Raw genomic sequence first — 13,549 nt, 5'->3', positions numbered from 1 at the left:
ATGAAAGACCACGGTGCGTCCATGCTGGTGCCGATCGGCCCACGCCGGAAGGCAAGAAAGAACTGATTGGCTTTCAGGTTGGCATTACGGGAGGACGCACAGAGCTGGCGCGAGCGACGTCAAGCAACGCTGATTGCAGATCGCTTCTGAAATTGCCGTCGGCGACGGCGTGCTCGGCTTCTGGCAGGCGCTCGACCAGGCCTTCTCGGCAGGCTCCATCCGCGATGCTGGATGCACCAGACCACCTATATCGTGGACAAGGTCCCGCTTCCGGTTCGAGCACCATGAAGAAGGATCTGCGAGGTCTTTAGGCGCCGAACCTGGTTTCCGGCCGAAACAGCGATCGACGTTTTTGGCAGTCGTCGCGGTACTGTGTACGTCTCAAGCTCCCACTAGATTCGGCGCTCCTATTGTGGGTCCTCTTCCGGTGCAAACAAAAGAGAGCATTGGTTGGTTGAGCTCCACTCCATCGGCTTCTGTGATGATCACGGGAGTCAGGACACTGGCGCGTAAACGACCAATCATCCTTGTTCGGTTTCTGACGCCGGCACAATGACTGTCGTGTTCAAAACACCGGCTGCTGTTTGAGGTGTGCGAACCACCTCCAAGCGAATCAGGAACTTAATCCGCTTCAATCCCGCTGGCACAGGCATTGCTTGTGAGATGCGGCGACACAGAGCGAGGGGAGAGCTCAGCGCATTCGGACGTGCAACCACCGATGCGCTCCTCCATCCGTCAGGGCAGATAGAGAGGCACAAGCGCGCAGGAACACTCTACGTTATCTTTCACGGTCGAGTGGAAAGCAACATGCCTTCAGTGAGACACTCACTGTTTGTCAAGGAAGGCAACGGCGAGCCGAGCGCCCGACAGACCACGTTAGCGAATAGCCGAGACGGCTCACAAGATCCGACTCGTTCGCGGCATCGAGAGATTTTTGGAAGGTTAAGCGATCTTTTGCCCCTCTCCAGCTCCACGGATGCGACTTGTCGGTGCGGCTCCGAAGTTGAGCAATTCGGATTCACGCCTATAGAGAGGGGGGCATGTCGGCTGTTTCAGCTCAATTTGCTCCTGAAGAAGGCACGCTGGTGGCAGCTTGGTCGCAGACTTCGAGCCACGGGTCTGATGAAGCCGGACTACCACTCAAAATTCATTGGAGGCAAGCAAGGTGAATCTGCGGTTCTCAAAAGTCGAGCGCAAGGGGTTCATCACCGTAGTCACGCTGTCGCGACCTGAGGTGCACAACGCGCTGCATATCGAGGCAGATTCCGAGCTTAACAAGGTGTTCGACGATTTTTCCACGGATTCCGAGCAATGGGTCGCGATCATCACCGGCGCCGGCGACAAGGCGTTTTGCGCCGGCAACGACCTGAAATGGCAGGCCGCGGGAGAAAAAAGGGGTTGGGACGATAAGGGCGGGTTTGGCGGACTCACCTCGCGCTTCGACTGTGACAAACCAATCATTGCTGCCGTAAACGGCTTCGCCATGGGCGGCGGGTTCGAGCTTGTGCTTGCGTGTGATCTCGTCATCGCCTCAGAAAATGCACTCTTTGCCCTGCCGGAGCCGCGCGTAGGGATGGCTGCACTCGCCGGCGGGCTGCACCGCCTGCCGCGGCAAATCGGCCTGAAACGCGCCATGGACATGATACTGACCGCCCGGCACGTGTCTGCGCGCGAAGGATACGAACTTGGCTTTGTAAACGAGGTGGTACCGCAGAACCAGGCACTGGCTGCGGCGGAACGGTGGGCGCAGGTGATCTGCAAGAACTCGCCGATGTCGATCCGCGCCTCGAAGCAGACGATTCAGCGGGGCTTTCGCGTTTCCCTGGAGCAGGCGATGGGAGAACAGCGCAATTATCCGGCTGTGAAGGCCATGAGGGAGTCGCAGGATTACATCGAGGGACCGAAAGCCTTTGCCGAAAAGCGGGCGCCGACGTGGCTGAGGCGCTGACAGAAGCAGCGACATTCCTCCGCCCCCGGACGGACGAGGGATCTCGAGATTCTGGATCGCTGCTTATCATCTCCCGAGACTGAAAGTGAAAGAGTAGACCACCACGTTTTCTCTCTCTGGCTCCCATCGATACGCCTAACCGTTAGGTCTGACGTTGATGCTACTCGGATTGCAGTCTACGAGAATTATCGGCCCGTCGCGTGGTCGATGGCGGCCATGAACAAGAGAGTTGGCGGGCCGGCCCATGCGCCCCCTCCCCCCTGCAATCGCTGAATGCAGAAGTGAAATTGGACGAAGTTCGTCGCCGTTTTTGCGCCCTCCCTCTCGATGGGGCAGCTACCTGCCCTTTGTTGACGCCGGTCGCGTAGCGAACGCTGAGGCGTCGCGCAGCCAAAGTTGGTCATGACAATCGAGCTGCTACCCGCGTTCATCTCCAACTGGCGGAACTCGGCCTTGGATAGGAGTATGCCGCAGAACTCCGTCGTCTGCATCATGAGACCGATTCTTCGCGTCGCCTGGCTGAAGCGGCCCTCGAAGCCGAATTGCCGCAGCCAAGTTAGGTGTGAGCGTGGCAGCAATGGACGTCGCCGGCAAATTGATCCAGGGACCTGGATGCCCGCAGGTCTTTCGCCAACGGATCAGACAGAAAAAGCGGCATCCGCTGGCAGAACGCGTTGAATTGGCGAGCTAGGTGTGACCTGCGGGCCTAACCTCTTTCAGGCGGACACAGCCTTGCATCATGCCAATCATTCTGTCGGGCTCCTTGTCCGGATGCAGAGACCACGTTGTGGTGACGGACCGCAATGCGAAACTTATTGACACATTCCGGCCTCGCCAGAGAAGGCAACGCGTGACGGAATTATCTTCACCTAATCCCGACCTCGACTATCGGCTGGACCGCATACTTCGTAAGCGAGAAGCTTGCTTCAATCGGCATCAATCACATGGAACGGGGATCGTTGAAACTGGTATCGTCGAATTTCTTCAGGCTAAGGCGGACGCGATCCTACGGCGGCATGCAACGATTTACGTCTGGTCAACTACCAACACCAGCAATTGATTCGGGCTTCGGATGTATGTCATTTGTTGGGTTGATGAAAGTCGGGCCGGTTAAATCGGCGTTGGGCATGCAATCTCAACCAAAATCTGTCGCCGCTAACGGCTCTGATCGATGCGCAGGTTCGCCGCTGGCCCGAACCGCGCTTAGGCGTGATCCAACCGTGAGCTCTCCTTCCTTGCGGGAGCCCATGACGCGCACTCCGGCATGGTCGCCCAGCGTGCCGGCTCCAGAGAATTCTGGAGATCGGTCCGGACAAGTTGCGTGCTCTATCAGCTCCGAGATGCGAACAAAGTCAGGAGCCAACTCAAGGGACGGTTTTCGATGGCAGCACGCTTTGGCCGGAGCATGCTTGCAAAGCTGGCTTCAGACATGTGCATCCGCGTCTTTTTTGGAAGGCGCACTCGTCGAGATTACTGGTGATCGCGAATCGTCGAGTATGCGCTGTTCTATCGCGCTGAGCGCAACCGACCACCTCGAAATTGGTTCGCAAGGATTGTTTAAAAGGGGAGACCCGATATGCGGCGCAATGATGAAATGAAGCTCGGACTGTTCCTCGTTCAGGCAGGATATCATGAAGGAGCTTGGCGCGATCCGAGCGTTCCAGCAAATGCTGGAGTTAACATCGACTATTATGCTCATCTCGCAGCACTTGCCGAAAGCGCTGCATTTCACTTCGTATTCCGTGCCGATAGCCCCAGCATAGTGGACCAAGATCACGCAAGTATAGCTCGTGCAGGTCGAAACGATGGATTTGAGCCAATCACCCTGCTAACGGCGCTTTCGTCGAGAACACAGGACATCGGCCTTGTCACGACAGCGACGACGACATATCACCAACCTTATCATCTTGCACGTATGCTCGCCTCACTCGATCACTTATCACGGGGACGTGCCGCTTGGAACATTGTCACCTCAGCGTCAAAATCCGAAGCGCCAAACTTCGGCGAAGAGGAACTTCCAGATCATGACAAGCGCTATGCTCGCGCGAGAGAATTCGTGGAAGTCGTCAAAGGTCTTTGGGACACGTGGGAAGACGACGCTTTCGTTCGCGACAAGCAAAGTGGCGTTTTCGCAGATACAAGCAAACTTCATTTGCTCAACCACCGGGGAAACGATCTGGCCGTTAGAGGGCCGCTGAACATCGCAAGGCCGCCGCAAGGATATCCCGTTTTGGTTCAGGCTGGTGCATCTGATACCGGAATAGCGTTCGCCGCAGAAGTGGGCGAGGTCGTGTTTACCGCCGAACCCTCTTTAGAAAGCGGGAAAGGATTCTACGCAACTCTCAAAGAACGTGCGCGCGCATTTGGGCGGGAGGATAATCAGGTGTTGATCATGCCGGGTATTGTCCCGATCGTTGGGAGGACGAAGCATGAAGCATGCGAGAAGCTCCAAAGACTACAATCGTATACGCCCATCGACGTTTTAATTGGGACGGCTGATAAATGGCTCGGGTATGTCACCGATTTGCGTTCAATGGACCTCGACTCAATGGTCCCTGAGACTTTACCGCAGACGGACTTGATGCAGAGCCGTCAAAAAGTGCTCCTCGACCTCGCGGTACGTCAGAAATTGACCTGGAGACAATTGATCCGCTTGATATCGGACAGCCGTGGTCATCTGATGATTGTCGGAACCCCGGATGAAATTGCCGACGTCATGGTAGATGCATTTGATCAATGTGCGGCGGACGGGTTCAACGTGTTACCAGCTATTCTTCCGGGCGAATTGAAGGATTTTGTTGAGCTCGTCGTTCCTGAATTACGCAGGCGAGGCAAATTCAGGTCTCGGTATTCTGGACAAACTCTAAGAGAGAACCTTGGACTCAAACGGCCACCCAATCGGTTCGCGCAGACGGCTGTAAGCGGTCGTCTTTGAGAAAGATGACAAGCGTTGAGCGGGATGCAACTTCTGACCTGCCGACGGCAAAAGTGCTTGGCTTCGTAGAGACCATTGCCGCGACTGGCAGTTCGCAAGAGGCGAGCGGCGGCGTGGCAAACGGGGCAGAACTGAAGCGACGGTCGAGAGGGCTCCGCCCATTTGGTGCAGGGAGCAGGATTAACGGACAATGCGAATAGGTGTGTATAAGGTCATAAGGTCGGACTCGACGCCCCGTGGCTCGTCTTGCTCCATGCCGGCTCACGGGTTTCATTTGAGCTTTTGATTGTCCAGATTCGCCCCAAGGCCGACAAGGTGGTGCTCGTGGCTCGGCCGAAGCTAGCTGCCTCGTCCTGTCCCTTTTGTGGTGCCAGACTTGTCGCGTCCACAACCACTACGTGCTACACTTGGCCAACTTCCCGTGTTAGGCGGATGGCTTGTCGAAATCCGGCCTCACGCGCGAACCGTTTCGATGCACGAATTTGCAACGCCCGCGTCGGATATTCACCGAGCGGCTAACGGCCGCTGACCTGCCAATGAACTTTCATGCAGCGGCAGTTAGAGTCTCGGTGGTTCTTCTGTTGATCTGAGGCCGGCAAACTGGACCATTCTTGGCTAGAGTTTTTCGCATCGATTCCCGGCTGGGAGGAGCGAAGGACGATGAAGGCCTCGAGGTTTTCGGACGCCTAGAAGGCGTTCATCCTGAAGCAGGGCAGTGACGGGGTCGCGGTGGCGGAGATCTGCCGCAAGGCCGGGACCAGCCAGGCGGCCTATTTCAACTGGAAGAAGAAGTACGACGGGCTGCTGCCGACGGAGATGCGACGGCTGAAGCAGCTCGAGCAGGAGAACGGCAGGCTGAAGAAGCTGGTGGCGGACCTGTCGCTCGACAAGGAGGTGCTGCAGGACGTGATCCGCCGAAAGCTAGGAAGCCTGGCCGGAAGCGCAAGCTGGTCGACGAGGTCTGTGGCGAGTGGCAGGTGTCGATCCGCAGAGCCTGTGACGCTCTGGAGTTTGACCGCTCGACCTATCACTACGGCCCACTGGTTCCTGTCCCTTGCGGGCGCCCAGCAAAAAGTGGAGATTGGCGCAGATACTACAATGAAGAACGGCCCCACGGGGCGATCGGCAATCGACCGCCGATTTTGCTGCAAAACCACGTCGGCGCAACCAGCCCGCCAACGTGACCAAGGCGCAAAACTCTAGTTCTGGGTGGTCCAAAGTTCGGTCTCGCTGCACTTCAGGCCGGACTCTAACTCGATCTGGAGGAAATACGCAGTGGCAGGTCAGAGGCAATGCGCCTTCGTACCCAAATTGGCGCTCGATAGGAGTTTCATGGAAGGCACGATGTGAATGAACTACCTGCGGTCGCGTATCGGTAGTGATCGTCACTGTAAGCACTTCTTTTTACATGCACACTGACGATCGAGCTTTTGATCTGGCACGCTCGCGTTCTTGCTGGAAAAGCCAACGGCAAGCGCTCTGCGCGATAGCAGGACCGGACCGTCTCTCCGACGCCTGAAAAGGCCCGCGCGAAGATGCTCCCTAGACGTCTTCTACCCCGGCTCGTCGCGCTCTAAGCCGTACTTTGAGGGCGCGTTTGCCCCTGCTTCGGCCCTCTACTTTAGCTAGCTGGTTGACGGACCATCAGGTCGCGTAGCCCGGACTAATACGATCGAGGCGGCGTTTGAGCGCAGCCCATGGCCGCTGGCTCGCGTTACCGCCATCACGTTTAAACTGCGACACCCTGTGAACTGCGACATCGTCGGACGGTAAATTGATTTTTTGCCCACCCTGCGTAGCCGCGAGCTGGATGCGACAGGATTGCTCCATGTAGTACATGTTGAGGAAAGCTTCGCCGACGGTCCGCCCGACTGTAAGTAAACCGTGGTGTTTGAGAATCATTACATCCTTATCGCCCAGATCTCGCACCAACCGTTCGCGTTCATCAGGATCAAGCGCGACGCCTTCATACTCGTGGTAGGCAACGCCGCCGTAGAATGCCATTGATACCTGGTGCAACGGCAGCAGCCCCTGCTCCTGTGCGGCTACCGCCATACCAGCCAAGGTATGTGTGTGTACAACACAATGGGCATCGTCACGATGCATGTGCAGGGCAGAATGGATCGTGAAGCCTGCCCTATTGATCTTGGACTCTTCCTCTTCTTGGACGGCGTACCCCTCGGGGTCGACCTCGACGAGGCTCGAGGCCGTGATTTCGTCGAACATCATGCCGTAAGGATTGAGAAGGAAACGATGCTCCTTCCCGGGCAGGCGTGCCGACAGATGAGTATAGATTAGGTCGTCCATGTCGAAATGCGCGATCAAGCGATAGGCAGCAGCCAAATCGCAACGGATATCCCATTCTTGGGAAGCATTGTTACGCATATACCATCTTTCTCTAGAGGCATCGATCTCGATTGAATCCATGAGACTGCCGCAAGCATTTACCCGAGCTCCTGTTCTTGTCGCAACTACCACTTTTCCGGGCACACTTTGCCATGAGCGTTTCTTATAAATTCAAAGCCTATTTGTTTGAGTTTTTCCAGCACAACGGCCCGCACGAGCGCAAGGACAATCAGCCATCGGCAAAAGCACCTCGGCGACAAGCTGATCTTGTGCTAACCAAAAGCTAACGGTTGCATGTAGAGAGACGCGCGCAGCTGCGAGTCCGTGGCCCAGGGCCACGCTCAGCTACGTCATCTGCTGGATTGCGGCTCGGGCACGTTGAGCCGGCGCATGACGTTCCTGCTCAGGGATATGCACACACGCCGGGAGGAATTGGACCGCCGCATAGCCACCTTTGACGCTGAGTTCTCAGCCATGGCCCGGGTCGACAACCGGGCTCATCGGCTGACCGGCGTTCGTGGCTGGCGCGCTGAATGCCACCGCGCTGATGGCCGCCGTCGGCAGTGCGACCGCCGTCGACAAGGGACGCGACTATGCTGACACCGTAGAAACGGGGCGATTAACTGACTGATATTGCTCGCCTCTACCTCCGAAGAATAGGGCGACTTTGACAGTAAGAACGGGTCGATTGGACTTCTCTTACTTTAGGAACGGATCGATATCCATAAATCATTGAAAAGACTTGTGTGAACCTATCGGACAATCGAGACTTCCGCGCGAGGGAGTTATGCCGGAAGTTCTCGAAATAGGTTTTGCCGAGGAGGCGTTCGTCGCCACGCTTGCCTGCGAGTTGGCAACGCTGGGCGTCACGCCGTTGGCAGGGATTCGAGGGTAGTTCTCGGAGAGCCTGCTGGACGACCCTCGCCACACTAGCCAGACACTGAAGGGCCGCCCTTGGAGCGGCCCTTTTGCCTAGCTGGCTGGTGAGCCGAGCTCAAGATTGCGAGGATCATCATGCTAAGAAGATTGAGATTTTGGATCAAATATCCATTTGCGATCGCCGCCTTTAGGTTGGGAACTCAGGCGGAGTGGCGACGGATTGTACCGCGACGATGGTTTTCGCCCGGCGAAGTAATCGCCGGAAGATCTTGCACGCTTCGAACCACGCGATCGGTTTGACACGAAATTGATTGATGAGTTCGCGAAAGTTCGGGACGAAACCCTAGGCCTCGCGAAGAAGCTAGAGCATGTTGTTTTTTCGCAGAATCGGGATTCCCAGCGGGAGCGATTTCTGATTCAAACTCCGTGCTGGAGAACGGGGGCCAGCATGGATGACGCGACCCTATTCAGAAGACCTTCGTGAACGGGCTCTGGCGCGAGCTGATGCAGGAGAGACAGTTCGTTCGATTGCAGAGGCGCTTCAGATCAGCCCGTCCTGTGTAACGAAGTGGAAGAATCTGAGACGGGAGACTGGGGGCGTTTCGCCCGGCAAGATCGGCGGTCACAAGAAGCTGGTTCTGTCCGGTGCCAATGCTGATTGGCTGCGTAAGCGCGTTCTCTCGGGACCATTCACTTTGCGGAAGCTGACACAGGAACTGGCGGCGCGCGGGATCAAGACCGATGTGCAGGCGGTGTGGACGTTTGTGCATGCCGAAGGGCTGAGCTTCAAAAAAAACGATCCTGCCAGTCGAACAAGATCGCCCCGACATCGCCCGTAAGCGGACACGCTGGAAGGCCCATCAAGGCAAGATTGACGCTTCACGCCTGATCTTTATCGACGAGACCTGGATCAAGACCAATATGGCGCCACCGCGCGGTTGGGGACCGAGTGGACAGCGGCTCCAAGCATCCGCGCCTTTCGGTCACTGGAAGACCATGACTTTCATCGCAGCGCTGCGGCACGACCAGATCAGCACACCTTGGGTCATCGACGGCCCCATCAATGGCTCTTCACCCTCTATGTCGAGAAGGTGTTGGCCCCAACTCTGGCAAAAGGTGAGGTCGTCATCCTCGACAATCTTGGCAGTCACAAGGGCAAGTCCGCTCGCAATGCGATCCGCGCCACCGGAGCGCACCTGCTCTTCCTGCCGCCCTACAGTCCCGATCTCAATCCGATCGAACAGGTCTTCGCCAAGCTCAAACATCTGATGCGAGCCGCAGAACCGCGCGATGTCGAGGCAACCTGGCGCAAGGTCGGCGAACTCCTCGACCTCTTTTCTGCACAAGAGTGCGCCAACTATCTCAAAAACTCAGGCTATGTTTCCGTATAAAAACAGCGTGCTCTAGTCTGACTGAGTCACAAAACCGCCGGCTAGAATCAATGATGGTTGCAGCATGGACCATTAGCCGATGAGGCCGACATGAGCGGGCGTGGCACGAAGACGAGCGAGAAGCGATTTGAGGCGTATTTGGAAGGGCTTGCCAGTGTCATCGGCCATGCTGATCGGAAGGCGCCGCTGCGCGACTATTGCGTCGGCCTGATGGCCTGTGGCGGTCGCAAGAGCGTGGAGCCGATGGCGGCGGTAACGGCTCCGGAGCGGACGGCGGCCCAGCATCAATCGCTGCTGCATTTCGTCGGCAGCGGTGCTTGGTCGGATGAGAAGGTGCTGGGCAAGGTCCGCGAGATGGTCCTGCCGGCGATTGAACGCCAGGGCCCCATCGAAGCCTGGATCATCGATGACACCGGATTTCCCAAGCAGGGGCGACATTCGGTTGGAGTTGCACGGCAATATTGCGGCCAGCTCGGCAAGCAGGATAATTGCCAGGTGGCGGTGTCGCTGTCGATTGCCAACCACCACGCCAGCTTGCCTGTCGCTTACCGCCTTTATCTTCCGAAGGAATGGACTGAGGTGACTGGCTCCATTCGCACCGGCACCGACCGTGCGATCCGATGATCGACCGTTCCATCGTGCCAGCCAACGGCCGGACCGCTTTTTGCGTTTCACACGCGCTAAAAAGTCGATGCGCTGCCGCAAGCGCTGGTCAACCGACGGGGCTGTTCTCATCAGTGGGCAAGCAGTGGCCAGACTGATCTGGCACCACCCGGCTCGATAACGCAAACACCGCGCTGAAAGAGTCGGCGTGCATACCCTTTTGGCAAATCCGGGAACGCCGTCGGACGCGTTATGGGGGTCGTTTACGGCGCCGCAACGGGCGATGCAGTAGAGTTCATTTGCTCTGGGAACGACAAATGGGCGAAGCCGCCGGCGATGGGTGGTTCCTGCTGACCTCCTGGCTCAATCAGGTTGAACGTTTCTGTGTCCTCATTATATTGCGCAGCGCACTATACGCCGTGGCTCCTTCGAATCCACCGCTGAGCGCTTCAAAAAAATGACCGTTTGATTCGCACCCACGAGGCAAATTCACGACCCTTCGTGTGGACTGCCACTGTCGGCTCCATCCTCCAGAAGTTCGCGCAATTTTGTGAGCTAATTTCCGGGTTAGAATACTAGCTGTTCGCCTCGATCGCGCGAGAATGGTAGACGCGTCCTGAATCACACGCGATTGACGTTTCGATGGCAACAGACTGAATTTTCAGCGTTCGTAGCACGGTATCGTACCAGCGACTCATCAAGTTCCTCTAGTCGATTGATGCCTAGCAGGGCCATGTCGCGATGGATCTCGGTGCGCAGAATACCGATGGCGTGCCGCACTCCTTCTGGTCCGGCCACGGCCGCCGCGTAATTGAAGGAGCGGCCATTGAGCACGCAGCGAGCGCCTAGCGACAGGGCCTTAAGCACGTCGGTCCCGCGGCGAATGCCACCATCCATCATCACGGTCAGCCGGGGCGCTGCCTTCACGATTTCGGGTAGGACCCGCAGCGGTGAAATTGCACCATGGAGTTGGCGCCCACCATGGTTAGAGACGATGACGCCATCTATACCGAGGTTCTGCGCCTTCACGGCGTCGTGCGACCGGAGAATGCCTTTGATGACCAATGGCCCTTTCCACATCTCGCGCACGACGCCTAGATGTTGCCACGAGAGATTATCCCGCGCCTGGAGGTCAAGCTGCATCTGCGCGTCGAGGATGGGCACCCCCCGTTCGGCATGCAAGTTTTCGAAGTGTGGCACCCCGTACTTCGCCAGCGTCTTTAGGAACGTACCTACCACAACGCGGACGGATCACACCGTCCCAAGCGAGGCGCAGGCTGGGACGAAGAGGCGTGCAGAATCCATTCTTCGCGTAACGCTCGGGGTTCGGCTGAACCGGCAGATCCACAGTCACCACAAGCGTGCGGAAGCCCGCGCTGGCGATGCGCGCGATCAACGCCGCGGCGCGTGCCGCGTCACCCGGCACATATGCCTGAAACCAGGTCTCGGGCGCCATCGCTGCGACTGTCTCCATCGGAATTAGCGAAGCGCCGCTCATGATGCCGGGAATGCCCATCTCCTGAGCAGCCCGCGCGAGCACCAGGTCGCCCCGATAGCACCACATCGCGGCCATGCCTACTGGCGAAAGGCCGAAGGGGGATTGGTAGCTGCGACCAAACAGCTCAATTGTTTGCTCGCGTCACCCCTTCCAGCGTGCGCGGCACGAAGGTGTAGTGGTCGAAGTCCGCACGGTTGCGGCAGATCGAGAGTTCATCTTCCGCACCGTTGGTGATGTAGCTATAGAGCTGCCGAGGTAGTCGCTTGCGGGCTTCCAGCTAGAAGTCTTCGAGCGCGTGAATTTCTTTCAATGCCGACATTCGCGGATACTACAAGTGTCACCCTCGTGGGGCAATGCAATTCCGCAGGCTGCGGCCGTGCCGGTGCGCGGCTTGCATGCATAGACACCGCCGCCATCATGTCCAGTCCGCTGCTGGCCGAAGCAAAGAAATTGCATTTGCTCGCTGATGGCGTGATTCTACCTTGAGAATGCGTTCCTTCTCCACTGCGCGGCCTTGCGACAACGTCTGGCTCTGATCCCGCTTGCGGCCAGTTCCTGCGTCAGCTTGCGCACGGGGAATGGTCCCGCCTGAATGCGCTCGCGCAGCCGGTCGGTGGAGCAACCGACAGAATCCGCTTCTTTTGGCAGCCGGTCTTCCAGGCGACAGCCCCCGTATTCCCGCCGCAGATTCTTCCACTTCATCACACAGAAGGGACTGATCTGTAGCGTTTCTGCAATCGAGCGAACCGTGCTGTCCGCTCTAAGGCACATTCGACGAATATTTTCCGAATAGGATCGCGTCATCCAAGCTGGCCCCAATCCCCCAGCACGGAGTTTGAGTCAGAAATCGTCTCATCTGGGCAATCCAGATTCCACCCGAGAACAGCATGCTATGGCGTCCGCTCATTAGGGTGGAAGCGACGGCAAGCCACCCGCGGTCGGCCTTCGGGATTTGCGCGCTTCGTGCATCGTGCCGGCATTCGGTTTTTCACGACGCAGATGGGAAAGGGATCGGTGTACATCGGGATGACTGCTCGCTCTGAGCGGACAATGTTCATGAAGCAATCAATCAGGCATGTCGAAGGAAAGCTCCCCACTGCAGAGGCACCGCCGTCGCTACGTCAGAGTATTCTGGATCGAATTACCGACCGGGCGACGGATAGTCGTGGCCGGTCACGCCGCAGCGGCTGGTCCAAGACGCGCGCAAGGCGATTCCGGAGCACGGCTCGTTGCGCCCAACGGCAGGTACATGATCTGGTAGGCGCGCAACTACTGTACTTACGTTACGAATACGCCGCGGCTCACGCTGCTGCTATCTGTCGGGTAGATGTTGAAGCATTAGGGGTCGATCGCGTCTTTGGCGTGTCAGCTAAGGGAATCTCGATGTGCTGGAATCGCTTCGGAATTCGAAGATCGAGTGGGCGGTGACACGCCATGAGCAGACCGCGGCGTTCATGGCGGCGACATACGGAGGGTTCTTTACTGTGCGCCCCCGCATGTGGATTGCGCAGTTCGCCGTCCTGGGGCGCTCAACCTCCCGACCGCGGCCGCCCTATCCTGACCTCGGCGCGATTCCGTTGGTCATGACCACTGGACAAATGGCGATCATGAGCGGTTGGGAGGAGCGTTTTCAGCTTGTCGATGTGATCGCATCGACAAAGCCGCTTGCGAAGCGGTTGCGAGAGATCGTAAGCTCGGCGATTATTCCACGCTGGTTCGCGATGCGCTTCGTGTCACCGCGAGGACGGGCCATGCGCACGTATTTTGGCGACGAGGAAGCGGCGAACTCGCAAGGCCCTTCGCAAGATCCGATGCTGAACATTATCGAGCAACTGGAGCGACGCCGGACGCCGATAGCGGCGCGGTCGAAGCGAGACGGTTCAATCTTCGACACGTTCGACATCCATCTCCATGGCGATCGTGAGACGGAGTTCTTCTACGTCTGACGA

The 13,549-nt window shown here is 57.6% G+C and carries 7 protein-coding genes and 4 pseudogenes; 8 read left to right on the top strand and 3 right to left on the bottom strand.

All coding sequences use genetic code 11. From position 1 onward, the window contains the following. The first annotated feature begins 1,165 nt into the window (after positions 1-1,165). From ACVMDN_RS04305 to ACVMDN_RS04290, 4 genes and pseudogenes are all read left to right on the top strand, one after another. Entirely contained in the window at positions 1,166-1,948 is a 783-nt protein-coding gene (locus ACVMDN_RS04305; protein WP_456835574.1) for an enoyl-CoA hydratase-related protein, read from the top strand. 1,576 nt (positions 1,949-3,524) lie between these two features. After that, complete coding sequence (locus ACVMDN_RS04300) at positions 3,525-4,883, top strand: LLM class flavin-dependent oxidoreductase (protein WP_456835575.1); 1,359 nt, start codon at positions 3,525-3,527, stop codon at positions 4,881-4,883. A 699-nt stretch (positions 4,884-5,582) separates the two neighbouring features. Further along, a pseudogene (locus ACVMDN_RS04295) lies at positions 5,583-5,917 on the top strand (transposase); the annotation flags it as partial. A 6-nt stretch (positions 5,918-5,923) separates the two neighbouring features. Beyond that, positions 5,924-6,067 (top strand): integrase core domain-containing protein, encoded by a 144-nt coding sequence (locus tag ACVMDN_RS04290; protein WP_456835900.1) that lies wholly within the window; start codon positions 5,924-5,926, stop codon positions 6,065-6,067. Positions 6,068-6,527: 460 nt separating this feature from the next. Here the strand turns inward: ACVMDN_RS04290 and ACVMDN_RS04285 are convergent, their stop codons facing one another. Continuing rightward, positions 6,528-7,310 (bottom strand): class II aldolase/adducin family protein, encoded by a 783-nt coding sequence (locus ACVMDN_RS04285; RefSeq protein ID WP_456835576.1) that lies wholly within the window; start codon positions 7,308-7,310, stop codon positions 6,528-6,530. Positions 7,311-8,560: 1,250 nt separating this feature from the next. Here ACVMDN_RS04285 and ACVMDN_RS04280 point away from each other — a divergent pair. The 3 genes and pseudogenes from ACVMDN_RS04280 to ACVMDN_RS04270 all read left to right on the top strand — a co-directional run bounded on the left by ACVMDN_RS04280 (position 8,561) and on the right by ACVMDN_RS04270 (position 10,563). Next, a pseudogene (locus tag ACVMDN_RS04280) lies at positions 8,561-9,499 on the top strand (IS630 family transposase). 90 nt (positions 9,500-9,589) lie between these two features. Continuing rightward, positions 9,590-10,078 (top strand): annotated as a pseudogene (locus ACVMDN_RS04275) (IS701 family transposase); the annotation flags it as partial. Positions 10,079-10,419: 341 nt separating this feature from the next. Next, entirely contained in the window at positions 10,420-10,563 is a 144-nt protein-coding gene (locus ACVMDN_RS04270) for a hypothetical protein (protein WP_456835577.1), read from the top strand. 160 nt (positions 10,564-10,723) lie between these two features. On the opposite strand, the gene ACVMDN_RS04265 is transcribed toward ACVMDN_RS04270, so the two are convergent. Together ACVMDN_RS04265 and ACVMDN_RS04260 are read right to left on the bottom strand one after the other, a co-directional pair. Further along, a complete protein-coding gene (locus tag ACVMDN_RS04265) occupies positions 10,724-11,266 on the bottom strand; it encodes an alpha-hydroxy acid oxidase (protein ID WP_456835578.1) in 543 nt (180 codons plus the stop codon). Beyond that, positions 11,235-11,835: pseudogene (locus tag ACVMDN_RS04260) on the bottom strand (alpha-hydroxy acid oxidase). The gene ACVMDN_RS04265 and the pseudogene ACVMDN_RS04260 overlap by 32 nt, the downstream one beginning before the upstream one ends. Positions 11,836-12,985: 1,150 nt before the next feature. Here ACVMDN_RS04260 and ACVMDN_RS04255 point away from each other — a divergent pair. After that, positions 12,986-13,546: a hypothetical protein gene (locus ACVMDN_RS04255; protein ID WP_456835579.1), complete on the top strand. Its 561-nt coding sequence runs from the start codon at positions 12,986-12,988 to the stop codon at positions 13,544-13,546. The last annotated feature ends 3 nt before the right edge of the window (positions 13,547-13,549 follow it).

Source organism: Bradyrhizobium sp. USDA 4510 (genome assembly GCF_054059095.1).
The sequence above is the reverse complement of the archived record's forward strand: the minus strand, read 5'-3'. Positions and strand labels throughout refer to the sequence as shown.